The sequence below is a fragment of the Streptomyces sp. NPDC051582 genome (assembly GCF_040681715.1).
Taxonomy (GTDB): Bacteria; Actinomycetota; Actinomycetes; order Streptomycetales; family Streptomycetaceae; genus Streptomyces.
This window is the reverse complement of record NZ_JBFAZJ010000049.1, coordinates 1-24597: the sequence shown is the minus strand read 5'-3', so window position 1 is coordinate 24597 and position 24597 is coordinate 1. Positions and strand designations below refer to the sequence as shown.

Below are 24597 nucleotides of genomic sequence, written 5' to 3'. Positions count from 1 at the left end.
TTCCCGCCAGCGGAACCGCGTTGCGGGCCGAGGCGGGAACGGGCAGGTGGAAGGCTCTTCCGCCAGGCACACGAGGGCGCAGACGCTCACGCCCCCGCCGGGTCTGGCAGTGGCTACGGCTGTGACCGAAAGCGGAATATTGGGCCCGTGTCGACAATGACTGAAAACCGACGGCCCTCGGATCGCGGTCTGGCCAAAACTGTGCGAAGGAAGGCCGATTCGAAGTGGTTTCACGATGAATGAGTTTGACAGAGGCCAGACTGCGGGTTTTGATCAACTCCCGCTGGAGGAAAGGGTGGCTGAACTTGGACGGAGCACGCGGGACACCCTCTCGACAGTCTTCCGCGGAGCGCATGCCAAATGGCATCGACCACTGATGACATATCGCACTGTCGGCTGCTCGCGAACGACACGAGACTGGAATCATGAACGAAGACAACAGTTTGGTGATCGACGCGCGTGACGTGCAGAGAACGTACGGGGCCGGGGGGAGGAACGAGTACAGGGCAGTACGTGGTGTGACGCTGCAGGTCCACCGGGGCGAAGTTTTCGCGCTCCTGGGGACCAATGGTGCCGGGAAGACCTCCATCGTCGAATTGCTGGAGGGACTGGCGCCCGCGGACGGCGGCACGGTACGCGTACTTGGGTACGACCCCTTCCGGGAGCGCACACGTGTGCGCCCATTAACCGGCGTCATGCTTCAGACTGGCGGATTCCCCGCAGATCTCACGGTCGCAGAAGTAGCGCGTTTCTGGGCCCGGTGTGCTCGCCCTGGCCGAACGGTGTCCGAGGTACTGAGCCTCGTGGGGCTGCAAAGCCGCCTCTCGGTGCCCGTGAAGCAGTTGTCCGGCGGGGAGCACCGCCGCCTGGATCTGGCGCTCGCGGTGATGGGGCGGCCCGAGGTCCTGTTTCTGGACGAGCCGACGACCGGGATGGACCCCGAGGGACGTCGGGACACCTGGGAGATCGTCCAGCAGTTGCGGCAAGAAGGGACCACGGTTCTGCTGACGACGCACTACCTCGAAGAAGCGGAAGGCATCGCCGACCGCGTGGCCATCCTGCAAGGTGGCGTCGTTGTCGCCGAGGGGACCACCGCTGATGTGATTGCGGACCACCCTTCCCGGGTTTCGTTCGAACTTCCCCCGGGCTGTTCGGAGGCGCTGCCCGCCATGCCCGGCGTGACGAGGCGTGAGGTTCTCGGACGGACGATCGTGCTGCATACCCAGTACCTGCAGCCCGTCCTCACAACTCTGCTGGTGTGGGCCAACGAGCACGAGGTCGTTCTGCAAGGCCTCGATGCGAGGTCCGCGACACTTGAAGACGCCTTTCTTGCCATGACTCCCATCGGGCAGTCACGATCCGCGAAGGTGGGATCATGAGCACGAACCTGTCCTCGGTGATTTCATCCCGGGGGAATCGGCTCCTTGCCTTGGGGCGCGCAGAGTTGACCATGCTGGTGCGGAACAAGAGTGCGCTTTTCTCGGCCCTCGTTCTACCCTTCGGATCACTGTTGATCATGTACTCCTTCGTCCCCTCGACCTTCACGGGCGAGGGCCAGGTGCGAGTCGACGCCAGGCCCATCCTGGTGACCGGCACGATCGGCATGGTCCTGCTGTTCGTCGTGTACTCCAATCTGGTGGGCGCGTTCGTGGCACGGCGGGAAGGCATGGTTCTCAAGCGGCTGCGCACCGGGTCCCTGACTGATGGCGAGATCCTCGCCGGTACCGCTCTGCCTGCTGCGGCTGTGGCATGGGCGCAGTGCGTCCTCGTCATTGGTCTCGGCATCAGCGTGCTGGGGTTGGTGGCACCGGCCGACCCGGCACTGCTGACGATCGGGATCCTGGTGGGAACGCTGCTGGTGGCGGCGCTGGCCGCCTGCACAGCGAACGTCACTCGCAGCGTGGAGATGGCGCAACTGACCACGATGCCGTTGCTTCTGGTCTCCGTTGCCGGATCGGGTCTGGCGATCCCTTCGGCAGCCATGCCTTCCTGGCTGGCTGAGTGGTGTGCGTACCTGCCGTTGACGTCGGTTATGGATCTCGTTCGCGTGGGGTGGCTCGGCGCTCTCGACGGAGAGGCTGTCTGGTCTGCGGCGCTGCCTGACCTGGTGGGCGCCGGCGCGTGGACGGCCGCTGCTGTGTGGGCCGCCCGTACGCGGTTCCGCTGGGAGGCCCGCAAGTGACGTCCCCTGTAGGCCGTAACCACGATCAGGCCGAATTCGAAACATTCCATACGATGCCCGCAGAGTCGGATTCTCCGGGTGTGCACGAGGGAGGATCTGAAGTGTCCGTCACTCCGCCTGCAGCGAAAGCGATTCCGAAGCCGTCCAAGCTCGGGATGGCAAAAGTACAGGGCGGAGCCCTCCGCGATTGGCTTGCCCGCCGGCCTCTTTCCGGGGTCGACCAGGCGACGTCGCTTCGACACTCTTCCGACACTCGCCAGATGATCATCATTCTGTGTGTCATGGAGGGTGTCCTGGCTTTCCTCGTCTCAAGGATGGTGCCTCCCGTTCTGCGGCCGGCGCATGCGCTGTTGGAAGTCTCGATCATTCTGATCGGGTTCGGTGCGGTTGCCGCAATGCATCGCCATCCGCACCTCCTCGACTACGAGCGAATCACGCTGAGGACGGGGTTTCTCGGTGCAGTGGAAATCCCGGTCCAGGCCATCAGCTCTGTCGGTAGGGGGATTCGCACGGTCACCGGCCGAGGGCTTCGCTCCATCGCGGATGAGGGTGACGCCGTTGCCTGCTCCGTCGGCGCCAGCGTGAATATGTACATGGAATTTGATCAACCCCTGATTCTGGATCTCGGGAAGCCCGGCGTTGTAGCGGCGAAGAAGATTTATTTTGCGGCGGACGATCCCGACGCAGCAATACGAGCAATACGAGCAATCGCTAAACCGTAAGGAAATTTCCGTGAGTGGCGAAATGAAGGAATTGGTTTCCCTACCGGTGGATACCGTGGAAGCCCAACTGGTCGAGCGTCAGATCGATGCTTACAACAGCCAGTCGCTCGACGATTTCATGGACTGCTACGCCGACCAAGCCGAACTCTTGATCGACGGAGTCCCCGCCGTTACCGGGCAGGAGGCACTGCGCGGGATGTACGCCCAGCAGTTCGCGACCAAGCCCGCCCGGGCCACGGTGTTGGGCCGCATTGTTCAGGGCGAATTGGTAATCGACCAAGAGCGGGTCGTCGTGGACGGCGACGCGGCGACCGTTGTCGCCATATATCGCATACGGGACGGGCTGATTCAGCAGGTGAACTTCGTGGGTCAGCAGGTAGAGAGATGAACGCATCCCCGGCCCGCCAGGGGGCGCTGCCCCCGGCTGGAGATGTTTCGGTCTTCTTCCCGGTGATGCCGGCCCGACCGGCCGACGTCACCGGTTTTGCCGAACTCGTCCGCGACACCAGCCTTACCCGCCTGTGGATGGGACAGTCCCTCACACTCGACACGAATCAGGTCTTCTCGCATCTCGCGGGTCAAGGGCTCCGTATACCCGTTGGTACCGCTGTGAGCGTCATGGCATTGCGCCATCCGTACGAGGCTGCGGCCTCGGCGCGTTCGGTCGCTGCCCTCACCGGGGAGTCGGTCATCGCGGGGTTCGGTCCCGGCGGAGCCAATTTCGTCCGTTCGCTCCGCGGCTCCACCTACCAAAGCCCGCTCACCGCGAGTCGTGAGTACGTGCTGGCCGTGCGAGAGGCACTGACCGGGGAGACGGTCCGTCGAGACGGCCGGTACCACGTCCTGCACGGCGCCCTGCCGGCGCTGCCTTTCGGGAATCCTCCGGTGCACGTGGGCCTGGGCGTCCTGCGGCCGGGTATGGCCCGGCTCGCCGGCGAAGTGGCGGATGCCGCCATCACCTGGCTCACCCCTCTGCCCTACCTCCGCGACACGCTTCTCCCCAACTTGCGCGAGGGCGCCCGGAGCCAGGACCGCAGCATGCCGCGCGTGGTGTCACTGGTGCACTTCGCGGTCGACCGCTCCGATCGCGACGTGCGACATCTGGTCCTGGCCGCCAACAGGATGCATCTCAGCTCGGAGCACTACACGTCGATGCTCCGCGGGGCCGGAGTGCATGCCGATCCCGCGGACGTGAACGCCGGCGCCGACGCGCTGGTCGAGAACCAGGTCTTCGTCACGGGTTCCGCCGGTGAGATCGCGGAGCGGATTCGGGAGTACTTCCGCTCGGGTGTCGACGAGGTCGTGCTCAGTCCCTCCGGCGTTCTGGTGCGACACGGCATCGAGGCCGCTCTCGTCGACCTGCGCGCAGTCCTCGGGGAACTCGAGCACGAGCATGTCTGAACCCACCACACCTGCGGCCTTCAGGTTCACCCCGCGCAGGCTCCTCCTGGTGGGGACCGGCGCCATCGGTGTGACCTTCCTGCCCTACTGGGTCAAGTGGCTGCGGATGGAGCTCCCGGAAACGGAATGCCGCGTCGTCGTCACGCGCAGCGCAGAGCGGTTCGTGACACGCGAAGCGCTGTCGGCGCTCAGCTCAACCGAGACGGCCCTCGATGTCTGGCCGGACACACCGCAGACCACGGCCCGGCACGTTGCATGGGCGGAGTGGGCCGAGGCGGTTGCGGTGTATCCCGCCACCATGAACTTCGTCAGCCGCTTCGCCATCGGCTTGGGTGACACCCCGGCCATGCTTGCGTTGCAATGCACGCAGGCTCCCATCGGGCTTGCCCCTTCCTTGCCCCCGGGGGGAATCCACAACCCCGTGGTGCGCCGTCACCTCAAGGAACTGGAGGAGCGTCCGAACATCAGCATCCTGCATCCCCAGAGGGGGCCCAGTTCCACAACGGGCCGTGACGATGCATTCGTGCCCCCAGAGCTGCCCGGGCTTCTGACCTTGATGGAACGATCGCTCGGGAACAGTGGATCCGCGGGACGCCGAGCCACGTGAGCGCACACCTTTACGGGGAACTCGTCGATGAGCTCGGAACCCGTTTCACCAGAACGTCCGTGTACCGGCGCAAGGCTGGGCAGAGTGACGCCGACGACGGCGCCTACCTGTGGGTGCGGTCCGCCGGCCCCGCACGGTCGGTCCAGATGCAGGTGCCGAACCGTCCGGTGGAATGCCTGCTGCGCGGCCTGCCCGTCACCGCATTGCGCCTGTCCCTGCCCCGGCAAGACGGGCACGCGCTCGTGTATCCGGCCCCCGGCCCGTGGTCGTTGGGGAAGCTGCTGATGCAGCAGCATCCCAGTCAGTCATACCCGAGGGCCCGTGAACTCCTACGGGAACTGGGAGCCCTGCTGCGGCATCTGCACGCCGCACCTCCTGCGGATGTCGCTCTTCTCGCGGCGGACCGGAGGCCCGACCGTTCGGGAGTGCACCGGCTCGCGCACTGGCTCGCAGGTGGTGACACCACGGCTTCGGAGCCCTTGCGCCGACTTGCGGCCCTGACCCGCGACCAGCTCGGACAGGGGCGCTGGGGGAAGTTGCGGGATTGGTGCGATGCCGCACTCGACGACAGAGCCGGGAGAGTGCTTCTGCACGGCAACCCGGGGACCGGAGTGCTCGTCCCCGGCCTCGGTGATCTGCCGTGCGTGCTGCTCATCGGGGAAGACGTGCAGGTCGGGCCGGCAGCTCTCGACACCGGCCGGGTGCTCGGCGAACTCACCGAATTGCGCGGCATCATCACGCGCAAGGGCGGCCAGGAGGCCGCCGCCCAGTGGTCCCGACTGGGCCGTGCCTTCTTGGACGGATACACAGATGATCTGTCACCACTCGCTGGAATGGTCGCCACACTGACCGTGCTCGCCCATGTCAGGGACTACTGCGAATTCGCGGGCTGGGACGACTGGTGGTTCTCAGTCGCTCTGGAACTTGTCGCGGAGCTGCTCGACGGAAACGGGAAAGACGCCATTGACTGGCATTAACAGCCGGACCCAGTGGCCTGAATAACAGATTCCATTTGCCGGGCGGTTTACGCCGCCCGGCAATTCGGCATGCCCGAATTCGATACGGAAAAATCTTCGATTCATTTCTTCAAAAAAGCTTTGGGCAGCCGCCCGGACGGTGATAGAAATGTTTCAGCAAGCGGTTCCGGGGTCACTCGGAATCGGAACCCGCATAAGAAAGGGGTGTCCCATGGACGCCGAGAAGCTCATCGAGGGTTACACCGTCTACACCAACACCGAGGAGCTGGCCGCCAGCGCCCAGGACGAGGCGCCTGCCACCTCGCCGGCCGTCTTCACCATCACGGTCTCCGCGGCCACCTGGGTCGAGGGTTGCTGAAGCAGCTCCTAGCTGCACAGTCCCTGTGAAGCTGACACGCTGGCGCCAACTGATCCCGTCAAAAATCGAGTCGGCGCCAGCGTTTCAGATCCAAGGATAGCGTGGGGCTGCGGCTCAGCCGCAGCCCCACGGCGTGTGCACATTCCACCTCGTGCAGCGCCACAAAGGAACCTGAATGTCTGAACTGCAACGGTTTTCCCTCCCCAATGGGTTGAGGGTGCTGCTGGAACCCCGCCCCTCCGCCGCTGTCGTGGCCATCAGCGTCCACTACGACGTGGGCTTCCGGTCCGAGGTGGAGAATCGGAGCGGATTCGCGCACCTCTTTGAACACCTCATGTTCCAGGGCAGCGAGAACCACGCCAAAATGGCCCACTGGACGTACGTTCAGGGCCTCGGTGGTTCCGTCAACGGATCCACGCACCAGGATTACACGGACTACTATCAAGTCCTTCCTTCAGATGGCTTGGAGCAGGTTCTCTCCATGGAGATGGACCGCATGCACGCACTCCTCATCACCGAGGAGAACCTCTGCAATCAGCGAGCCGTCGTCAAGGAAGAGATAAGGCTCAACATCCTCAACCGGGCTTATGGCGGTTTTCCCTGGATACCCCTGCCCGCGCTCCTCTACAACACGTACCCGAATACCCACGACGGATACGGCGCATTCGAAGACCTCGACTCCGCGAGCGTCGCCGACGCCGTGGACTTCTACCGCGCGCACTACGTGCCCGCCAACGCGGTCCTCACCGTCTGCGGGGCCTTCGACCCTGATCGCACTGCGGCCTACATCGAAGAGGTCTTCGGCGCTCTTCCTCACCGCCCCAAGCCGGCCCCGGCCATGCTGCGCGAGGAACTCCCGCGAACCACTCGTCACGGCCGGCGAGAGGACGTACATGCCTCGCTCCCGGCCCTTGCCCTTGGCTATCAGCTTCCGGACCCCGGGACGGAGTTGGACGCCTACCTCGCGCACATGGTCCTGTGCGAGATCCTCACCGGAGGCTCATCGTCCCGGCTGCACACGCGATTGGTCCGTGAGAAGGGCACCGCCGTCCACGTGTCGGCGGGCTGCGGACTGTTCAATGCACTGGACACACGTGCCCCGGACACCCTCGCCCTGGCTGTGACCCACCATCCGCACACCGACCCCGAATCGGTGCTCGCCGAAATCGACGGCGAACTGGCCGGGCTCGCCGAGACGCATGCACTTGACGATCTCGTGCCCACGGCGGGGGCCCGGGTTGCCGCGAGGTCCGCCCGACGCAACGCCGACCTGCTGGCGCGCACCCGGGCCATGGGGACGTACGAGCTTCTCCACAACGCCCCGGCGCTCGTGGATGAACTGCCCGGTCGAATCCTGACGATCGGGGCCGAGGCGGTGACCGACGCGGCCCGCGCGCTGCTCACCGATCAGCGGGCGGTGCTCCGCCTGGTCACCAGCCAGGCCGTCCCGCGCCAAGCAGCAGAGCCGACGACGTAGCGAAGAGAGCTGGCTACCCCGAAATGGATGGTTTCGCCCGGCCCCGGCCGGCAGTGGACATGACCATGTCCAACGGATTGCGTTGTGTCGTGGTCCCCGACAGCACTGCCCCTCTGGTCGAGATCCGCATGTACATCCCGTGCCCCACCGCAGGGGAAGCGCATGCCGCCGCGACCCACATCCTCAGCGATGTGCTCCTGCACGCGGCGGGCGGACAGACAGGTGAACACGCACAGGCCTGGGCCGTCGCCGACATCGACTCCGCCCGGAACGCCGAATGGATCGGAGTCTTCGGCTACGCCCCCGCGGCTTCTCTGCCTTCCGTCCTGCGGGAGATCGGCCGGCACCTGGCGGAGCCCCGGTTCAGCGACGCGTCCATAGCCGAGGCCCGCGACCGTCTTGCAGCGCAGGTCGCCATCCGGCGCGGCGAACCGCGGTGGATGGCGCTCACCACCCTGCTGCGCAGGTGCCGTACGGAGAACACCATGCCGCACGAACTGCCGTCCCCCGCGGCTCTGAGGGGTGTCGAGCCCGGGGCGGTCCGCAGCCTGCAGTCCTCGTCTCTCACCCCGCACGGAGCGATCCTCGTCCTCGTCGGCGAAGTCCAGGGCTCATCGGTTGCCGCCCTCATGGAAGAGGCCTTCTCCGGATGGCGCAGGGACGAAGCCCCGCAGGACCTCCCGGCTCTTCCTTCCGCCGCCGCCGACGAGGTCGTACTCGTCCACCGGCCGCAGTCCGCACAGGCCGAGCTGCTGATGATGAGCCCAGGGCTGCACCGGACGCACGCACGGCGTCCCGCCCTGGACATCGCGAACGCAGTCTTCGGAGCGGGGGTCGCCTCTCGCCTCGCCATGAACATCCGGGAGCGGAAGGGATACGCGTACATGGCGGGGTCGGCGACCGAGATGGTTGCGGGGAGCCCCACGACCGTGGTCCGCCTGGCGGCGAACGAAGCGACCGCCGCCCTCGCCCTTCGCGACACAAGGGCCGAACTGGCCGCCATGATCTCCAGCCCGCCCACGGACGAGGAGATCGCGGTGGCGAAAAGACTGCTGGCCGGACGCATCGCGACCGCCCTGGTCTCCCCCTCCGCACACGCGACTCTGCTTGCCAACCTGCTCTCCGAGGGCGTGGGCCCCGAGTGGATGGACGACTACCCACTGGCCCTCGCAGCGGTCGGCGCCGGGGACGTCGTCGGGGCGGCGCTCCATCACTTCGACCCCAAGGGATTCGACACGGTCGTGATCGGCAATGCGACAGCACTTGCCGTATCCCTGGCCGATGTTCCCGGGACCACGGTCCGTCGGTTCGAACGCATCGACGACGTGCCTCACGGGCTCCCGGCCCCCTCCCCGCTCCAGCGATCCGACATGGGGGTATCACGGTGACGTCCGATCACCGCTACCGTACGAAGGTCACCGATGTGAACTCCGTGCCGGCGGTCGCGAACCTCCTGGCCGGACTGGGCCTCGGCACCCTCGACGGCGCGAACGTGGTGGCACACAACGGTCGCAACGAGAACTGGGCCGGCCGAACGACCAGCGGGGCCAACGTCTTCGTCAAGCGTCTTGAGGGACCTGACGCAGATGTCTCCCGGCGCCTCAAGAACATCCTCGCCTTCGAAGAGCTCCTTGCCGGTTCCCCGGCGGCGGCACTGAAGGCCCCGCGCTACCTCGGCTGCAGTCAGGAGGACGCGCTCGTCGTCTTCGAACTCCTGCCGGGGGCCCGCACAGGTGCCGAACGGGCGGACGACGACGCGTTCGAGGAGAAGGACGCATTCCGTGTCGGCGAGATGATCGGCGCTCTCCACGGAATCAACCCGGCCTCCGCGACAACTCTGGACACGAGCCTGCCTGTCCTGCCTCCCGTCTCGTACCTCGACGCGCTGCCCTTGGAGGTCCACCGCAACTCCAGCTTCGCCGAGCTGGAACTGTGGCGCATCCTGCAGCAGGATGACGCGCTTTCCGCGGCGCTCCGACGCCTGAGGGACAGCGAGGACCGGTCCGCCGACCGTCGAGCGATCCACGGCGACTTCCGCCTCGATCAGCTCCTCTTCGCCGACGGCGTCCCCCACCTGATCGACTGGGAAGAGCTGCGCTGGGGTGACCCGGCCCGAGACCTCGGCGCGTTCGTCGGCGAATGGCTGTATCGCGCGCTGCGCAAGCTCCCGGGGGCCGGAACCGAGGACTCTTCGGACCCGGCGGATATCGCGGATTCGGGACGCGAGCTCGTCGCCCGGGGGGTGCGCGAACTAGTCCGACGGCGCCCCTTGATCGAACAGTTCTGCACCGGATACCGCTCCACCGGCCGGCCGTTCGAGGCGGCGCTGCGCGAGCGCAGCGCCGCCTTCGCGGGCTGGCACCTCATCGACCGCGTGATGGCAGCGGCTGCTCGGCGCCCGAGTCTGGCCCCTCTGGACCGCGCAGCGCTGGGGACCGCCAGGACGGTGCTGGTCGATCCGGCCGCTGTCACCAAGACACTCGGACTGGAGGACTGACAGCCATGTCGAGCCCCACATCATCCCCCATGCTGTCCGAGCGTCTGCGCTCCGCCCTCGTGGAGCTCCAGGTGGACCCGGATGCCCTGACCGCCCGCGTCCTGGACACCACCGTCACGGCGAGCACCCTGCCCGAGCTCCGTCACGCCCTGGCCGACAAGATCTACTCAGTACTGCACGCGGGAATGACCTTGAGGGATGAACCAGCCCTCCGCACCCTGCGCGACAGGCAGTACGAGAGGCTCCTGTCGGACGCCGTACCCCACCGTGACACCATGGTGGAAGCATCCGTGACGGAGGGCGCAACGAACGCGGCCGACGCACGACGCATCGCGACCATCGACGGGGTGCGCACGTTCGTGGACGCGCTGGCGCCTACCGACGCACACGTGACAGTACGCGCTGACCGGGACCGGGCCCTGCTGCGCTATCCCTCTCGTCGCCCTGCACTTTCCCCGGGATTCTTTCTGGTGGACGGTTCCCGCGGGCGCCCCCGAACCACTCGTCTGCGCCGCTACTACCTTCACATCGAGGACGCGGCCGCTGCCCCGCGGGCATGGGGGCAGCTACTGGCATTGCTTGAGGACGGGGCGGCCCGCTACCGGGCCAAGATCAGCTCGAATCCGCTGTACTACCCGCGCAGGGACGCGATCGTCGTCTACCTCGACGACGATGACGCTGCTCCCTTCGACGCCGCAGGGGTTGCCGCCGTCCTCACCGGACTCGGCCGTACGACGTCGGTGTTCACCCGGGAGCTTGCCCCCGGCGTGTCGACGGCCGAGGAACCGTCCGACAGCCGTCCCGGCATGGCCCGCAAGAGCTTCGGCCAACACCGGGCCCATGCCGTGGCCGAGGGGCTCGTGGACCACGCCTTGCATCCCGCCGGCCCCACCGCCGAGGCGGCGGTCTGCAGTGCACTCGCCCAGGCCAACATCGTGCCGCACGCGCCATGGATGAACGGCGACGGGCGATGAGAGGACCCCACCGCCCTCGGCCCATGCGGAAGCAGCCGACTCCCAGCCTCAGCCCCAGCCCCAGCCCCCGCAGGAGGAGCAGATGACAGCCGGACCACGCATTGTACTGATCACCGGCGCCACATCGGGCCTGGGCCGGCACCTCGCGGAGCAGCTCGCAGATCAGGGCGACACGATCCTGGTACACGGGCGCGACGCAGGACGCGTGGACTCCTGTGTCCGGGGCCTGCGAGCCGCCGGGGCCGCAGCCCACCCCTACGTCGCGGACCTCGCGCGTCTCGACGAGGTACGGGCCCTCGCCGAACAGATCCTCGCCGAGCAGCCGCGTATCGACGTACTGATCAACAACGCGGGTGTGGGCCCGGGGCCGGAAGGCGCCCAAAGGCAGCTCAGCGACGACGCGCACGAACTGCGCTTCGCCGTGAACTACCTCGCGCCGGTACTCCTCACACGCCTTCTGCTGCCGGGGCTGAGGAATGCCCGTTCGCCCCGCGTGGTGAACGTCGGATCCGCCGCACAGCTTGAGATCGACTTCGGCGATCTCACGATGGACCGCCTTTACCACGGGTGGGTGGCGTACGGGCGGTCCAAGCTCGCGCTGGCATCCTTCACCATGGACCTCGCCGCGGAACTCGCGGGTGAACACATCGCGGTGAACTGCGTCCACCCGGCCAACTTCATGCCTACGCCCATGGTCCAGGAGCTGGGCATTCCCTCGGAGTCGACCATCGAGCAGGGCGCCGAAGCCGTCCTGCGACTGGCCTGCGCGACCGCAGACGCAGCGGCGACCGGCGGCTACTACGACGGAATGAATGCGGCGCCGCCCCATCAGGACGTCCTGGACCCCGCCAGGCGCGCCCTCCTGAGCGAAACCAGCGAAGAGATCCTGGCCGGCCATCTTGCGGCCGGTCCGGACTTCCGTACGCACGTCGAGAAGATTCTCGCAGGGCTCGAAACCTCGCCCGGCCGAGAAGTACTCGTCCACCGGGGACGGCGCATGGCCGCGCACGAGCTCCGCGTCATGGTGTTCCGCATCGCCCGAGCCCTGCGCCGCCGGGGGGTGGACCGCCGGCAGACGGTGACCATTCTCAGCGGGACCCGGCCCGAAGCCCTCGCCGTCCGATTCGCCGCAGGCCTGGTCGGCTGCCGAGTTCACCATCTCAACAACAGCCTGACGGCCGAGACGCAGGCGGCCATCGTCCAGGACATCGAGACCCACACGCTGATCGTCGATCCCGGGTACGGCGATCGAGCCGAAGAACTGACCGGCCTGGCGCCGGTGACACAGGTCCTCTCGCTTGGTCCGTCAGGCACGTGGACGGACCTCTTGGAGCTTGCCGCGCAGGAGGCGGCAGATCCGTTCCCCAGCCGCGCACGCCCGCAGGACATCTGCGTGTTCAACTACACCGGTGGCACCACCGGCCGGCCCAAGGGCGTCGCCGTCACCTATGAGGAGATCAGCGGCAACTACACCGCTCCGCCCGCAGGCGGGGCGCAAGAACCCCGCCTGCTGATGTGCACCCCCCTGATGTACACCGGCGGCGTGATGGCCGACATCATCCTCATGAGCGAGGGGACCGTCGTGCTTCACGACGGCTTCGATGCCGGCGAGGTGCTTGCCGCCATTGAGCGCGAGCGGATCACGCACGTCTTCCTGGTGCCGCCCATGCCCTACCAACTCGTGGACCATCCGGACTCCGCCACGACCGACACCTCCAGCATGCGCAGCATCATGTACGCGGGCTGCCGGGCATCTGCCGGCCGTCTCGCCGACGTGGTCCGGCGTTTTGGGCCGGTCCTCGTGCAGTCCTACGGACAGAACGAGGCGGGAGGGATCAGTGTCCTCACGTCCCAGGACCATGACCCCTCGCGGCCGGGGGTGCTGAGCTCCGCCGGCAGGCCGCTGCCATGGGTCACGGTCGCGATCCGGGACGAGGACGGACGCGAACTCCCGCCGCTCGAACACGGCGAAATCTGCGTGCGCTCCAAGACCGTCATGCGCGGGTACTGGAAGCAGCCCGCCGAGTCGGACGCGGTACTCAAGGACGGTTGGCTGCACACCGGTGACATCGGGTTTCTGGACAGCAACGGATACCTGACCGTCACCGACCGGGCCAGGGACATGATCAACGTGGCGAGCGACCACATATACCCCTCCGACCTAGAGGATCTGCTGAACTCCCATCATCTGGTCGCTGACAGCGCTGTCTTCGGCGTGCTCGGCGACGATGCGATCGAGCATGTCCACGCGGTGGTCGTGCCCGTCCCCGGCGAGACCATCGACCCGCAGAAGCTCCTGGAGATGGTGCGCGAGGCATGGGGGGAGGTCTACGTCCCCATACAGCTCGGCTTCGCGGACAGCCTGCCGAGGACGGGCGCCGGCAAGCCTGACAAGCAAAGACTGAAGGCCCTCGCGAGCGAGCGGAAAGTGGAATCAAAGCTGTGAAGAGCGCCATGATGGAAACGGGGGCCGCAGGAACACGGCTGCCGGGCTCGGCCTTCCAGCCGTACACCTACCGCCGAACCGAACTGGTCGAGCCGGACTGGCAGCGCTTCCCCGGCTGGCGCGAGGTCAGCGCCGAACAGTGGACGAGCCCTCAGTGGCAGCGCGTGCACTGCATCAAGAATGCGCGTCAGCTACGGGCCGTGATGGGGAACCTGCTGGACGACGGCTTCTATGACGACTGGGAACGCGACCGCCTGCACCGCGCCACGATGTCCGTACTGGTGCCGCCGCACATGCTCAACACCATGGTTCCGTTCTCCGCGCCCACCGGTGCGGGCTCACTCACCGCCGAGTTCTACACCGACGCCGTCCGCCGGTACATGCTGCCGGTGTTCTCCGACCGGCGCCCGGTCTGGTCGTCCCACCCGAGAGCGAGCCGCGACTCCCTGCACGAACAGGACATGTGGGTTGTCGAGGGTCTCACTCACCGGTATCCCACCAAGGTGCTCGCGGAACTCCTGACCACCTGCCCCCAGTACTGCGGGCACTGCACCCGGATGGACCTCGTCGGCACGTCGACGCCCCAGGTGGAGAAGTCGCGCATGAGGCTCAAGCCCGCCGACCGGGCAGAAGCGATCCTGCAACATCTGCGGCGCTCACCGGGAATCAGGGACGTGGTGGTATCCGGCGGCGATCTGGCCAACATGCCGTGGCCCCGCCTGGAGGCATTCGTCGACGAGCTCTTGGACATCGAAAGCATCAGGGACATCCGCCTCGCCAGCAAGGCACTCATCGGCCTGCCGCAGTACTGGGCTTCCGCCCCGGTTCTGGAGGGTATCCATCGACTGGCGGCGAAGGCTGTGTCACGGGGCGTCCAGATCGCCCTGCACACCCACGCGAACGCGGCGCAGCAGGTGACACCGTACGTTGCTCGCACTGCGCGAGCACTCCTTGCTGCGGGATTGCGTGAGGTGCGCAACCAGGGTGTCCTCATGCGCGGGGTGAACGACAGCGCCCGGTCTCTGCTCGACCTGTGTTTCGCGTTGTGCGACCACGCCTCCGTCACCCCCTACTACTTCTACATGTGCGACATGATTCCCCATGCGGAACACTGGCGGCTTTCGGTCGGCCAAGCGCAGCGCCTCCAGCACGAGATCATGGGGTACCTCCCCGGGTTCTCCACTCCGCGCATCGTGTGCGATGTTCCCTTCGTGGGAAAGCGGTGGGTCGACCAGTACGAGGCCTATGACCGCGACCGGGGCATCAGCTACTGGGGGAAGAACTACCTCACGTCCCTGGAGGACGGAGAACCTGGTGCTCTCGGCCGACAGCACCCGTATTACGACCCCATCGACCTGTTGCCGGAATCGGGCCAACAGTGGTGGAAGGAATCCGCCCAGGGCTGAAGCGCGGCGGTTGTCGGCTTCGAGCGGGGGCCGTTCGGAGGCGGGCGCAACTGATCCTGGGGCGCCACCGAGAGTGACTGCCCAGCCGTGACACGGCCCCCTGCCGATGTCATGCCGCCAACGGCCCCACGCCAGCGCCCAGGCCAGTGGCCCACGCCAATGCCCACGCCAGTGGCCCACGCCGTCGCCACCGCGCGCCGATCAGAAGGAGACAGACATGTCCCACCCAATCCTGCGCAGGGCAGCCTTTCCCGGTGCCGTCCTGGCGGCCGCGGCAGCCCTCGTCCTGGGAGCTTCAACCGCGTCTGCCGCCGTACCGCAGCCGGCCGCATCCGGGCCCGTCGTGTCCGCAGCGGCGGCCTGGACCCCTCCGCCGGGCTACGTCCGCGAGACCGCCTACGTCGGCTCGCTCGCCTCGTGCGAGACGAAGGGCGCGGAAGGCGTCGCGAACGGCGCCTGGACCGCCTACGTCTGCCACCAGGAGTACCGCCAGCTGACCGACATCTGGATGCTCTTCACTTCCCTGTACGTCAAGAAGTAACCGCTGCCGAGGTGGCGGCCTCCTGACGGGCGGCCGCCCGCGCCGCGACGCGTTTCGAGGCGCCGGCGACCTGCCTGCGCGATCTCCGTGGAAGACGGCGTGCATCCAGCCACTCGGCGGCTTGATCGGCCGGGCAGCGCCCGATGAGCTCGTTGGGCCGTGTCGTTCAGAGGCCGCGGATGGCCTCGGCCAGGTCGGATCCGTAGGAGGCCCAGCACATCACTGAGCCGTCGGCGCCGAGCTGACCCATGTACCACTCGCCGTCGTCCCTCACGAGGCACAACTCGTGGAACGCGAGAATCGCATCGGGCTGGAGCGGCTCGTAGCCGCCCTGCCCGGCCACTTCGAGGACGACGAGCCGATCGACGGAGAGCGGGATGGCGCTCGGGTCTCCTGAACCAGCGCGCACGCGTTCGATCGTCCATCCGGCGGGGAGTGCTGAGTTCACCGGAACATGGTCCCATGAGGCCGCCCGTCGAAGCCACTCGTCAGCACTGCGACCAGGTTCGCCTTCGTTCTCTGCACGGCACCGCGCACCTTCACCCGCGTCGACAACGGCGGCATCTCCTTGCGGTCGAGCGTACGGACACGGCGCCTCGGACACGGCGCCTCGACCGGGCCGACATCTACGACATCCGCACCGTCACCCCGCCCGTACCCGGGGTAGGGGAGCCCGCCACGGCCTCAATGGTGGTCCACGCCTGCAGAGCCGACGGCCGACGCGTACTTCCCGCACGTGGAAACGCATATGGCCCGCCACGAAGGGCAGTACACGAGGCGTTACCAGGTCCTCACCGGCAGAGTCTTCGGCACTCTGACCGTCGCACTGACGGTCGGCGTCGATGCGGTCCAGCACCGCTTCGCAGGCCTCCACCTCGGGCGCGGCCTTCGCCAGGGGCCAGCAGCCGATCTCAGGGGAACCCTCCGGCGGGCTCGGGATGCGGAAGCCGATCTCCGAAGGGGGCCCGCTGAACACGTACTGCCAGGGCAGCAGGTCCGCGGGAACGCCCGCCGCGCGGAGCGCGTCGTCCAGGGCCGAGAAGTACGTGACGGGGCTGCGGTAGCTCCCCAGGGTGGAGGGATCGGAGGCGTTGTGGTCGATGATGATCTGGAGGGCCGCGTAGTAGGCGCAGCCCGCGTAATCGGCGGTGGATTCGGCCCGGCCGGCGATCAGCTCCTCCAGGGCGTCCTGCACCGGCAGGAGGTCGCACCACGACCACTGCCGCCGCTACGGCCCGGAGACCGCCCACTGGCCCGAGTTCACCGGGGTGGAGCACCTGCCGGGTGTCGTCGACCGCCGGTCGTTCCTCGCCTCGTGCGGCACCTGCGGCACTAGCCTTGTGATCATGGCTTTGCGACCTGATGAGTTCTACGACCACGCACGTGCGGCTGCGGACGACGAGGTCCGGCTCCCGCCGGCGAGGATGACCGGATGGGACGTCAGTCCCTTCGAGGCCGAGGGGCTGCGGGTTTCCGCGCTGCGCCCGCCGGTTCTGCCCGAGCCGCGGCGACACGGTGAGGACCCTGCCGACTGCGACGGGTGCCGCGACCGCGACGAAGGGATCTGGCTCGACGACCGTTGGCGGCTGGCCCGGATACCGGGGGTCGGTGTGCCGCTCGTGTTGATGCTGTACCCGCGCGACCACTACGACATGGCCGATCTGCCCGACGAGCTGGCCGCCGAGCTGGGCGTGCTCACGACTCACATCGTCCGCCACGTGCAGGCGCTGCCCCACGTATCCCGGGCCCATGTCCACCGGATCGGGGACGGGGCCGCTCACCTGCACGTGTGGTTCTTCGCCCGGCCCGAGGGACAGGCCCAGTTGTACGGGTCGTGGCTGCCCGTATGGGACGACCTGCTGCCCGAGTACCCCGCGGATGTGGCCGACGCGGACGCGACCGCCGTCGCCGAGGCCCTGGCCGCCTCGTACGGAGGCCGCCGCTCGGACACCGGCGGGCACTGACCGCCCTCACCGCACACCGGGCGACCCCGGCCGCCGGGCCTCCCGCCCGTGTGGTGCGGGGTCAGCGGGTGATGGAGAGGGCGAAGGGCGTGAATCCGCTGGAGCGGATGACGTGCGGTACGAACAGGATGGCGGCCTCGGTCGCGCGGGCGGTCCGGATCCCGCCGAGGTCGGTGATCCACTCCTTGTGCCAGCCGAGGTCGGTGAGCAGTTCGAGGACGGTCTGCTTGGCGTGCGGGTCCTCGCCGGAGAGGAACGCGGTCGGCGGCTGGGCGAGGGTGGCCGGCGCGGTCATCACCGGGAAGAGCATGGTGTTGAGGGTCTTGACGACGCGGGTTTCGGGGAGCGCCTCCTGGAGCCGCTCGGCGAGGCTGGAGCCCGGGTAGAGCAGGTCTTCGGGGAGGCCGTCGGGGCCGTCGGTGGTGGCGTTGGAGACGTCGACGAGGATCTTGCCCCGCAGTTCCTCGCGCAGGGCGGCGAGACGTTCCAGGGAGCCGGCGCCCGGGGTGGCGTTGATGAGGATCCGGGCTGTGCGGGCGGCGTGGGCGGCGGCGCCCGGCGTGCGGTCCGCAACGGTGACCTCGTGCCCGGCTCGGGTGAGGGCGGCGGCCAGGTTGCCGCCGACGCGGCCGTTCCCGAGAACTGCGATCGCGGTCATGGTGATTCGTCTCCTCTTGAGTTTCTTCGCTCTGCGTTGTGTACGGGTGGTCAGCGGGAGAGTGTCGATGCGGCTTGGGCGTGGACGCCGGGTGCGGCGGCCAGGAAGCTGTCGCTCTGCGGGGTCCAGGGGCGGCCTTCGGCGTCGGAGATGCGGCCGCCGGCCTCGGTGACGAGGAGCGCTCCGGGGAGCAGGTCCGCGCGGGCTCCGGCGAACTGCCAGAAGACGTCGGTCCGGCCGGCGGCCACGTTCGTCAGGTGCAGGGTCGCGGGCACGGAGGTGCGGACGACGAGCGCGTCGAAGAGCATCGCGGTGATCGAAGCGCCGACGCGGCGTACGACCTCCTCGTCCTCGTCCGGCCGGGCCTGGCTGGTCGCGACGATGCTCAGGTCGAGGTTCGCGGTCTGCGAGACGTGCAGGGGCTTGCCGTCGAGGTGCGCGCCCGCTCCGGTGAGCGCGGTGTAGGTCTCGCCGGTCAGCGGCAGGTGCACCACGGTGAGGACCGGCTGGTTCTCGCGCACGAGGGTGGCGGTGACCGCCCACTCGGGCAGGGCGTGGAGGTGGTTGACGTTGCCTTCGGCCGGGTCCACGACCCACCACTCGCCGGACGGCAGCGCTCCACCGTCGAGTTCGTCCTCCACCCAGCCTGCCTCCGGGCGCAGTTCCGTGAGGCGGGGGCGAAGGATGTCGAGGGCCGTGTCGTCGTTGGCGGCCAGGGCGCGCATCAGCTCCTCGCGGGTCTCGTAGCGGACCACCTCGCCGAAGCGCTCGCGCAGCGCCGAGCCGGCCGCACGGACCGCGATCTCGGTCTGGGCGAGGAGGTCGGCGTCGGTGGGGGTGGAGGTGGGGGTGGAGGCCTTGGTGGTGGAGGTCGTGGTCCGGAGGGTTTCGGACATGGTGGTGCTCCTGTCTGGGGAGGGGGTGGTGGGGTGGAACCAGGGCTGGCCGCCCGTTCCTTCGTGTGCTTGCGCCTCAACGGTATGAAGTTCCGCAGTTAACTACAACTGCATGTAAAGCACGTCTAGAGTTACTGGCATGCAATTGGACTTGAACCTGCTCACCGCGCTCGACGCACTGCTGGAGGAGGGGAGCGTGGCCGGGGCGGCCGCGCGCCTGCACGTCACCGCCCCCGCGATGAGCCGGAGCCTGGGCCGCATTCGGCGCACGACCGGGGACCAGATCCTGGTGCGCACCGGACGCACGATGACCCCGACGCCGTACGCGATCGCCGTCCGGGCGCAGGTGCACGAACTGCTGCACCAGGTCGAGGGGGTACTTGCGCCGAGCCGGGAACTCGATCTGGAGACGTTGGAGCGCACTTTCACGCTTCGCTGGCACGAGTCCCTGGTCGCCCTGAGCGGACCCGCGCTGCTCGCGGCCGTGCGCGGCCAGGCGCCTGGCGTGCGGTTGCGCTTCATCGCGGAATCGAGCGTCGACACCGCCGGGTTGCGGCGCGGCGAGGTCGACCTGGAGGCGAACGCCAACCGCCCGAGCGCACCGGACGTCCGTAGCGAGAACGCGGGCGAGACCGGCCTGGTCATCGTCGTGAGGCGGGGGCACCCCCTCACCCGCGGCAGGCCCCTCACCGCGCAGCGGTACGCCGCGGCCGAGCACGTCACCGTCTCGCGACGCGGGAACCTCAACAACGCCCTCGACGAAGCCCTCGCCCGGTTGGCCCTGAGCCGCCAGGTGGTGGCGACCGCACCCACCGAAGCGGCCGCGTTCGCGTTCGCGCGCGACTCCGAGCTGGTGATCAGCGTCCCCGAAGCCACCACGCGCTCCGCGGTCAACGACCTCGGCCTGGTCGTACTCCCCCTGCCCCTCGAACTGCCTTCGGCGCCGGTGTACCTGTCATGGCATCAGCGCTACGACACCGACAGCGCGCACGCCTGGCTGCGCGGGCTGGCGCGCACCGCGCTGGCTTCGGTCGACGCACCGAACCGTCCAGGACCGCCGCTCTCCGACGGGAACCCGTGACAGGGCGACGGGCCTCGCGCCCATGAGGGCGGTCGGCCCGTCAGCGGGTTCGGACGGAGAGCGGGTTCCGGATACTCGTCGCCGGCCCTCTCCCACAGCCCGCGGTCCCGCTCGCGGGATCGGACTGTGGAATGAGCGGGTCCGGGCACGGTCGTGCCGCGATCCTCCCCGGCCCGGAGAGGATCGCGGCGTGCGGGGTCAGCGGTCGGTCATCACCTGGTCGAGGAGCCAGGTGGCCACGGCGCGGGCGGCTCCCGAGATCGCGGCGCACATCAGCAGGATGCGCGTCCTGGGGCGGGACGGAATCTGGTCCCCGGTCCTACGGTGGGTCATCGGGCCTCCCTGAGGTCTGGGGCCCGCCGTCCTGGTTGCGACGCCGTCGGCGGGCCCCGTACTACCAACTCGCCTGATGCGGTGGTGAGATAACGATTGCGCTGACGAGGGGGCCGGAGCACGCGACGATCTGGTTGTCCGGGAGTACGAGGGGCTTTCCCGAAACGGAATGCAGAATTCCGGCGTATTGGAGGGGTGCATGGGGGGCGCGCGACGTGAGGGACGCCCGTGGTCCGGCGCGAAGGGACCCGTTCCCGAGATCAACGCGGTCGCGGAACTGCTCCACCAGTACATGGACGACGCCGGACTCTCGGTGAAGGACGTCCACGACAAGCTCGGCCCGGAGAACTTCCCCAAGGGCGTGGACGTCCCCACGCAGCGCCAGTTCTACGACCTGCTGGACGGCAAGAAGCTCACCCTGGACGTCGCCCACGCCATCATCGACGTCTGCTCGGGCCCCGACGGTGACGCGCGCGTCGACGCCCAGCGCCGCGAAGAGATCGGCGATCTGTTCCGCAGGGCCTCGCAGGAGCCGAGGCTGTCCTTCCGAGAGCTCGTCACGACCGGCGAGAAGATGATCGCCCTGCGGACCTCCCTCGAAAGCCTGCAGACGGCATACAAGGAGAGCAGCGCAGCGCGGGAGACGGCCGAGGTGGTGGCCGTGTCGATGCTCGGCCTGCTGCTGCAGATGCAGAACGCGGTCTCCAGCCTGACCCGTCAGCGCGACCAGCTGCGTTCTCAAGCCGAGCGGCAGCCCGCGTGGGAGGCCGAAGTGCGCAGCCTTCAGACCCAGCTCGACCGGGCGCTGGAGCGGGAGAGGGGGACGCGGGCCCTGCTGGATACCGCCATGGAGGACAAGGAGAGTGCGGACCGGACCGCCAACGCGGCGTCTTTGATGATCGTCGAGAAGGAAGCGGAGATCGAGCGGCTGAGGGCGGCCGCCGAGGCTGCCGAGGAAGCTCGGCCGGCCGAAGGCGACACGACGCCGGCCCTCTCCGATCCGGTCGCGTTCAGTGTCGCGCTGAATGTGAACCTGACGCCGGACGAGGCGAGCATGGCTCAGGCCGATGCCGCGGTCTTGAAGGCACAAGTACTGCTGGAGCAAGGCCGCGATGCCGTCGCCGCCAGCCAGGAGCGGATCGCCGAAGCGGGTGCGGCCGGCACGCTGGTCGCGGACCCTCCGGTGACGGAACCGTCCCCGCCGCCGTTCTCCGGGACAACTCCGCCGAATGCTCTGAGCTGGGACGATGCTGCTCTGCAGGCCGGGTCTGCGGGTGGCGGGCAGACGGAAGGCCACGAGGACGGCGGGCGGCACAGGCGGGGCACCGGCGGGGGCACCGGCCGTGGTCCAGGCCGGGGTTCCGGCCAGGATTCAGGCGACCTCGCCGGGGGCTCGTCGGGTGCCGGGGACGCGGTGCAGGGATCGCCTCGTCTCTCCCGCGTCGACGAACGGGCCCTGCAGCGCGTCAAAGCCGCCGACGGGATCGTGCTGGCCGTCCTGATCCTGACCCTGTGTACGTACACGTCCGTCACGGTCGTGCTCGCGCTTCCGGCGGTCCGTCACGACCTGCTGTCGCGGCTCGGCGCCACGGCGCCGATGATCACCTGCAACCTGCTGGCGGCGGCCGTCACGGGATGGTGGGGGCACAGCGCGGCGCTCCGGTACGGCCCCAGGCGGGTCCTCCTGCCGGGGCTGCTGTTCTTGTCGGCCGGGTCGCTCATCGCCTCGTGGACCCCGGCATACGAGAACAGCCTCGACTGGACCCCGCAGAGCGTCATCGACTGGCCCGTGGTCCAGCTGCTGACGGGCTGTGTACTCCAGGGCCTCGGAGAGGGGTTGTGCGTGGCCGCCGCCGGCTACGTCCTCAGCGGCAGCAGAGGCTTCGCCTGGCCGGAGTCGCGGTGCATGTGGGCGGTGGCGGCGGGCAGCGCGATCGCCGTCGCGGCTTCGGGTTTCGTCCTGTCCACCTGGATTTGGCGCATCGCGTTCCAGGTTCCGGGAGCCGCGGCGCTGCTGCTCCTCCTCACCCTGCCTCTCGTGTCCGGCCGCGGTACGTCACGCGCGCCGCGGCCCGATACCTGGCTGATGGTGCTCACGGCCACCGCGAACGCCGCCTTGGTCTGGATCATCGAGACCGCCGCCGGTGCTTCCTGGCCGTCCGCCCTCCTCGTCCTGGCCGTCGGCGTCCTTGCGCTGTGCGGCTGTGCCCGGCGCCTGAAGAACCGCGAGAGCGTGGAGGGCCGTGACTCGGCTCTGTGGGTGCCGGCGATCTGGGCATGGGTGGGCGGGGCGGTGCAGTGCACGGCGTGGCTCTACAGCGCCCTCGCGCTGCAACAGGTCTTCCGCCACGGGCCATGGACGGCGGCCGCCCTGCTCCTGCTCGCCGTCCCGCCGGTCGCGCTCGTCGTCTTCCCGCGCGCCCTGCCCACCCGTCTGCGGGCGCCGTCCCGGATCATCGGCCTCCTGGCAACGGCCGGCGGTCTGCTGTGGCTGGCCAACGGCCTGTCCGACCCGGCCGCCTTCCCCATCCCGGCCCTGATGGGGGCACTGGCCCTCGTAGGTGCCGGGACCGCCGTCCTGCGCTGCCCGCCCACCGGACTCAGCCCGGGCAGACAGCGGACGTTCGACGCCCACACCAAGTACAGCGGAGCACTGACGACGGTCCTCTCCACCACCCTGATCACCCATGCCTACGCCGTGGGCTCCCGCACGGGCGGAACCGAGGCCCATCAGGCCGACGCGTACGCCACCGTACTCACCGCCGGCGCGGCAGCAGCGCTCGCAGCGGCCATCGCGGGCGCCCTGCCGCTGGTGCGCCGGCACCTCACGACCACGGCCGGGGCCTCCTCCGCGCCGGGTGAGAGGACACGGCCGACCACCGCGGCCGACGCCTCGGCCGTCACGGCGTACGTGCTCCTGTTCTGCCTGGCACCCGCCCTCACCGTCGCAGCCGCGCTCATCGCCGGAGCGGGTAACCGCGTAGCACTGTTCAGTCAGCCGGGAGCCAGCACCCTCGCACTCATCCTGTACTGCCTGATCGGGCTGTGCGTCCTCGCCGCAATCGCCGGCGCCGCCATCGCCGTCACCATCTGGCCGGTCAAAATGCTGGGCGGACCCAACGCCCCGACCTACATGAGCGCCACGACCCTGATCGCCATACCCGTCGCCCTCACCGCCGGGAACTTCATCACCTATCAACCCCTCGTCACGGCCGGCACCTGGATCGCCGGCGCCGCGGGCCTCCTGTAGACGGCGTTCGGGCGGTCGTGGGTGCCATGGGGATTCGGGCCGGGGCAGGGGCGGATTGCCGCCGCGACCGCGGCGGCTACGACGAATGGAGCGAATGCTCCAACTGATGTGCCGGACCTACTCGGTTGGATTCGGCCGTGCGCCTGCCGAACGCAGGAAAAGCACCTGCGTCATCAATGGTGAGGAGCGCTGGAACTCGACTACGCAAAAGAACATTGGCGCGCGTCAGCGCCGTCGGGTCTTCATGGACCGCCGCAAGAGCACAAGACTGGCCGCGAATACGGCCAGACCGGCTCCGGCATAGAACGTCAGCGGACCCGTGTATTTCCCGCTGCCGGCAAGAAGCTGCCGGAGCGACGTAAGACAAGTAACCGCCGACCCCGCCAGGAGAATGAAGAAAATCGTGATCTGCCCGGAACGTGCTGCCGACTCCTCGCGATCGTCCTGCGAACCGGGCTTGCTCCGTAGAATCATCATCCTCCAAATCTACCGGAAGGAGCGTGACAGCTGCTCAAAATGCATCAACTGCCCACTGTTGGAAGGCTCCCTGCGGCAAGGAGGGAAGGTCTGCCAGCTGGAAATCATGGCGGGAAATCGACCAACCAAGGACCGCTCCCTACCGTCAGTCAATTGGGGCACCGCATCGAGCCAGGGTGGCCCGAAAACTGGCGATTCCCGGAGCGGCCCGTGCGTGACTACCTGCTGACACTCGGCATCACCGTCGCGGTGACGTATCTGCTCACCGGGCCCGTGCGGAAGTTCGCGATCGCGGCCGGTGCGATGCCGGAGATCCGCGCCCGCGACGTGCACCGCGAGCCCACTCCGCG

At 68.2% G+C, this 24597-nt stretch carries 23 protein-coding genes and 1 pseudogene; 19 read left to right on the top strand and 5 right to left on the bottom strand.

Translation table 11 applies throughout. The features are described 5' to 3' along the window. Positions 1 to 425 precede the first annotated feature (425 nt). From AB0M92_RS36605 to AB0M92_RS36535, 15 genes are all read left to right on the top strand, one after another. Positions 426 to 1379, top strand: a complete 954-nt coding sequence (locus tag AB0M92_RS36605) for an ABC transporter ATP-binding protein (RefSeq protein WP_366106693.1) — start codon at positions 426 to 428, stop codon at positions 1377 to 1379. Beyond that, positions 1376 to 2182: an ABC transporter permease gene (locus AB0M92_RS36600; RefSeq protein WP_366106692.1), complete on the top strand. Its 807-nt coding sequence runs from the start codon at positions 1376 to 1378 to the stop codon at positions 2180 to 2182. The genes AB0M92_RS36605 and AB0M92_RS36600 overlap by 4 nt, the downstream gene beginning before the upstream one ends. 260 nt (positions 2183 to 2442) lie before the next feature. After that, positions 2443 to 2904 carry a hypothetical protein gene (locus tag AB0M92_RS36595; protein ID WP_366106691.1) on the top strand — a complete coding sequence of 154 codons (462 nt, stop codon included), beginning with the start codon at positions 2443 to 2445 and terminating at the stop codon, positions 2902 to 2904. Positions 2905 to 2914: 10 nt separating this feature from the next. Continuing rightward, positions 2915 to 3292, top strand: a complete 378-nt coding sequence (locus tag AB0M92_RS36590; protein WP_366106690.1) for a nuclear transport factor 2 family protein — start codon at positions 2915 to 2917, stop codon at positions 3290 to 3292. After that, positions 3289 to 4305, top strand: coding sequence for an LLM class flavin-dependent oxidoreductase (locus AB0M92_RS36585; protein WP_366106689.1), 1017 nt, complete (start codon positions 3289 to 3291; stop codon positions 4303 to 4305). Before AB0M92_RS36590 ends, AB0M92_RS36585 begins: the two co-directional genes overlap by 4 nt. Continuing rightward, positions 4298 to 4912, top strand: a complete 615-nt coding sequence (locus AB0M92_RS36580; RefSeq protein WP_366106688.1) for a flavoprotein — start codon at positions 4298 to 4300, stop codon at positions 4910 to 4912. Before AB0M92_RS36585 ends, AB0M92_RS36580 begins: the two co-directional genes overlap by 8 nt. Further along, positions 4909 to 5889 (top strand): hypothetical protein, encoded by a 981-nt coding sequence (locus AB0M92_RS36575; protein WP_366106687.1) that lies wholly within the window; start codon positions 4909 to 4911, stop codon positions 5887 to 5889. Before AB0M92_RS36580 ends, AB0M92_RS36575 begins: the two co-directional genes overlap by 4 nt. A gap of 211 nt (positions 5890 to 6100) precedes the next feature. Beyond that, the gene (locus AB0M92_RS36570; RefSeq protein ID WP_366106686.1) at positions 6101 to 6247 is read left to right on the top strand and encodes an LxmA leader domain family RiPP; all 147 of its coding nucleotides are present in this window, start codon (positions 6101 to 6103) and stop codon (positions 6245 to 6247) included. Between the two features lie 175 nt (positions 6248 to 6422). After that, complete coding sequence (locus AB0M92_RS36565) at positions 6423 to 7724, top strand: pitrilysin family protein (RefSeq protein ID WP_366106685.1); 1302 nt, start codon at positions 6423 to 6425, stop codon at positions 7722 to 7724. Positions 7725 to 7783: 59 nt separating this feature from the next. After that, positions 7784 to 9112, top strand: a complete 1329-nt coding sequence (locus tag AB0M92_RS36560; RefSeq protein ID WP_366106684.1) for an insulinase family protein — start codon at positions 7784 to 7786, stop codon at positions 9110 to 9112. Then, positions 9109 to 10221, top strand: coding sequence for a class V lanthionine synthetase subunit LxmK (gene lxmK, locus AB0M92_RS36555; RefSeq protein WP_366106683.1), 1113 nt, complete (start codon positions 9109 to 9111; stop codon positions 10219 to 10221). Before AB0M92_RS36560 ends, lxmK begins: the two co-directional genes overlap by 4 nt. A gap of 59 nt (positions 10222 to 10280) precedes the next feature. Next, positions 10281 to 11195: a T3SS effector HopA1 family protein gene (locus tag AB0M92_RS36550; RefSeq protein WP_366106682.1), complete on the top strand. Its 915-nt coding sequence runs from the start codon at positions 10281 to 10283 to the stop codon at positions 11193 to 11195. Between the two features lie 82 nt (positions 11196 to 11277). Then, positions 11278 to 13641, top strand: coding sequence for an SDR family NAD(P)-dependent oxidoreductase (locus AB0M92_RS36545; protein ID WP_366106681.1), 2364 nt, complete (start codon positions 11278 to 11280; stop codon positions 13639 to 13641). Beyond that, on the top strand, positions 13638 to 15047 hold the full coding sequence (locus AB0M92_RS36540; protein ID WP_366106680.1) for a lysine 2,3-aminomutase: 1410 nt from the start codon (positions 13638 to 13640) through the stop codon (positions 15045 to 15047). The genes AB0M92_RS36545 and AB0M92_RS36540 overlap by 4 nt, the downstream gene beginning before the upstream one ends. A gap of 217 nt (positions 15048 to 15264) precedes the next feature. Next, entirely contained in the window at positions 15265 to 15588 is a 324-nt protein-coding gene (locus AB0M92_RS36535; protein ID WP_366106679.1) for a hypothetical protein, read from the top strand. A gap of 166 nt (positions 15589 to 15754) precedes the next feature. On the opposite strand, the gene AB0M92_RS36530 is transcribed toward AB0M92_RS36535, so the two are convergent. Together AB0M92_RS36530 and AB0M92_RS36525 are read right to left on the bottom strand one after the other, a co-directional pair. Continuing rightward, a complete protein-coding gene (locus AB0M92_RS36530; protein ID WP_366106677.1) occupies positions 15755 to 16036 on the bottom strand; it encodes a hypothetical protein in 282 nt (93 codons plus the stop codon). 195 nt (positions 16037 to 16231) lie between these two features. Beyond that, complete coding sequence (locus AB0M92_RS36525; RefSeq protein ID WP_366106676.1) at positions 16232 to 16783, bottom strand: hypothetical protein; 552 nt, start codon at positions 16781 to 16783, stop codon at positions 16232 to 16234. Positions 16784 to 16934: 151 nt separating this feature from the next. Between AB0M92_RS36525 and AB0M92_RS36520 the strand changes: the two genes are divergently transcribed. Beyond that, positions 16935 to 17552, top strand: coding sequence for a hypothetical protein (locus AB0M92_RS36520; protein ID WP_366106675.1), 618 nt, complete (start codon positions 16935 to 16937; stop codon positions 17550 to 17552). 61 nt (positions 17553 to 17613) lie between these two features. On the opposite strand, the gene AB0M92_RS36515 is transcribed toward AB0M92_RS36520, so the two are convergent. Beyond that, positions 17614 to 18210, bottom strand: a complete 597-nt coding sequence (locus AB0M92_RS36515; protein ID WP_366106674.1) for an NAD(P)-binding domain-containing protein — start codon at positions 18208 to 18210, stop codon at positions 17614 to 17616. A gap of 50 nt (positions 18211 to 18260) precedes the next feature. Beyond that, on the bottom strand, positions 18261 to 19106 hold the full coding sequence (locus tag AB0M92_RS36510; RefSeq protein ID WP_366106673.1) for a 3'(2'),5'-bisphosphate nucleotidase CysQ: 846 nt from the start codon (positions 19104 to 19106) through the stop codon (positions 18261 to 18263). Positions 19107 to 19245: 139 nt separating this feature from the next. Between AB0M92_RS36510 and AB0M92_RS36505 the strand changes: the two genes are divergently transcribed. Beyond that, on the top strand, positions 19246 to 20187 hold the full coding sequence (locus tag AB0M92_RS36505) for a LysR family transcriptional regulator (RefSeq protein WP_366106672.1): 942 nt from the start codon (positions 19246 to 19248) through the stop codon (positions 20185 to 20187). Between the two features lie 198 nt (positions 20188 to 20385). On the opposite strand, the gene AB0M92_RS36500 is transcribed toward AB0M92_RS36505, so the two are convergent. Next, positions 20386 to 20520 carry a hypothetical protein gene (locus AB0M92_RS36500; RefSeq protein ID WP_366106671.1) on the bottom strand — a complete coding sequence of 45 codons (135 nt, stop codon included), beginning with the start codon at positions 20518 to 20520 and terminating at the stop codon, positions 20386 to 20388. A gap of 199 nt (positions 20521 to 20719) precedes the next feature. Between AB0M92_RS36500 and AB0M92_RS36495 the strand changes: the two genes are divergently transcribed. After that, the gene (locus tag AB0M92_RS36495; protein WP_366106670.1) at positions 20720 to 23770 is read left to right on the top strand and encodes a hypothetical protein; all 3051 of its coding nucleotides are present in this window, start codon (positions 20720 to 20722) and stop codon (positions 23768 to 23770) included. A 642-nt stretch (positions 23771 to 24412) separates the two neighbouring features. Next, positions 24413 to 24597: pseudogene (locus tag AB0M92_RS36490) on the top strand (hypothetical protein); the annotation flags it as partial.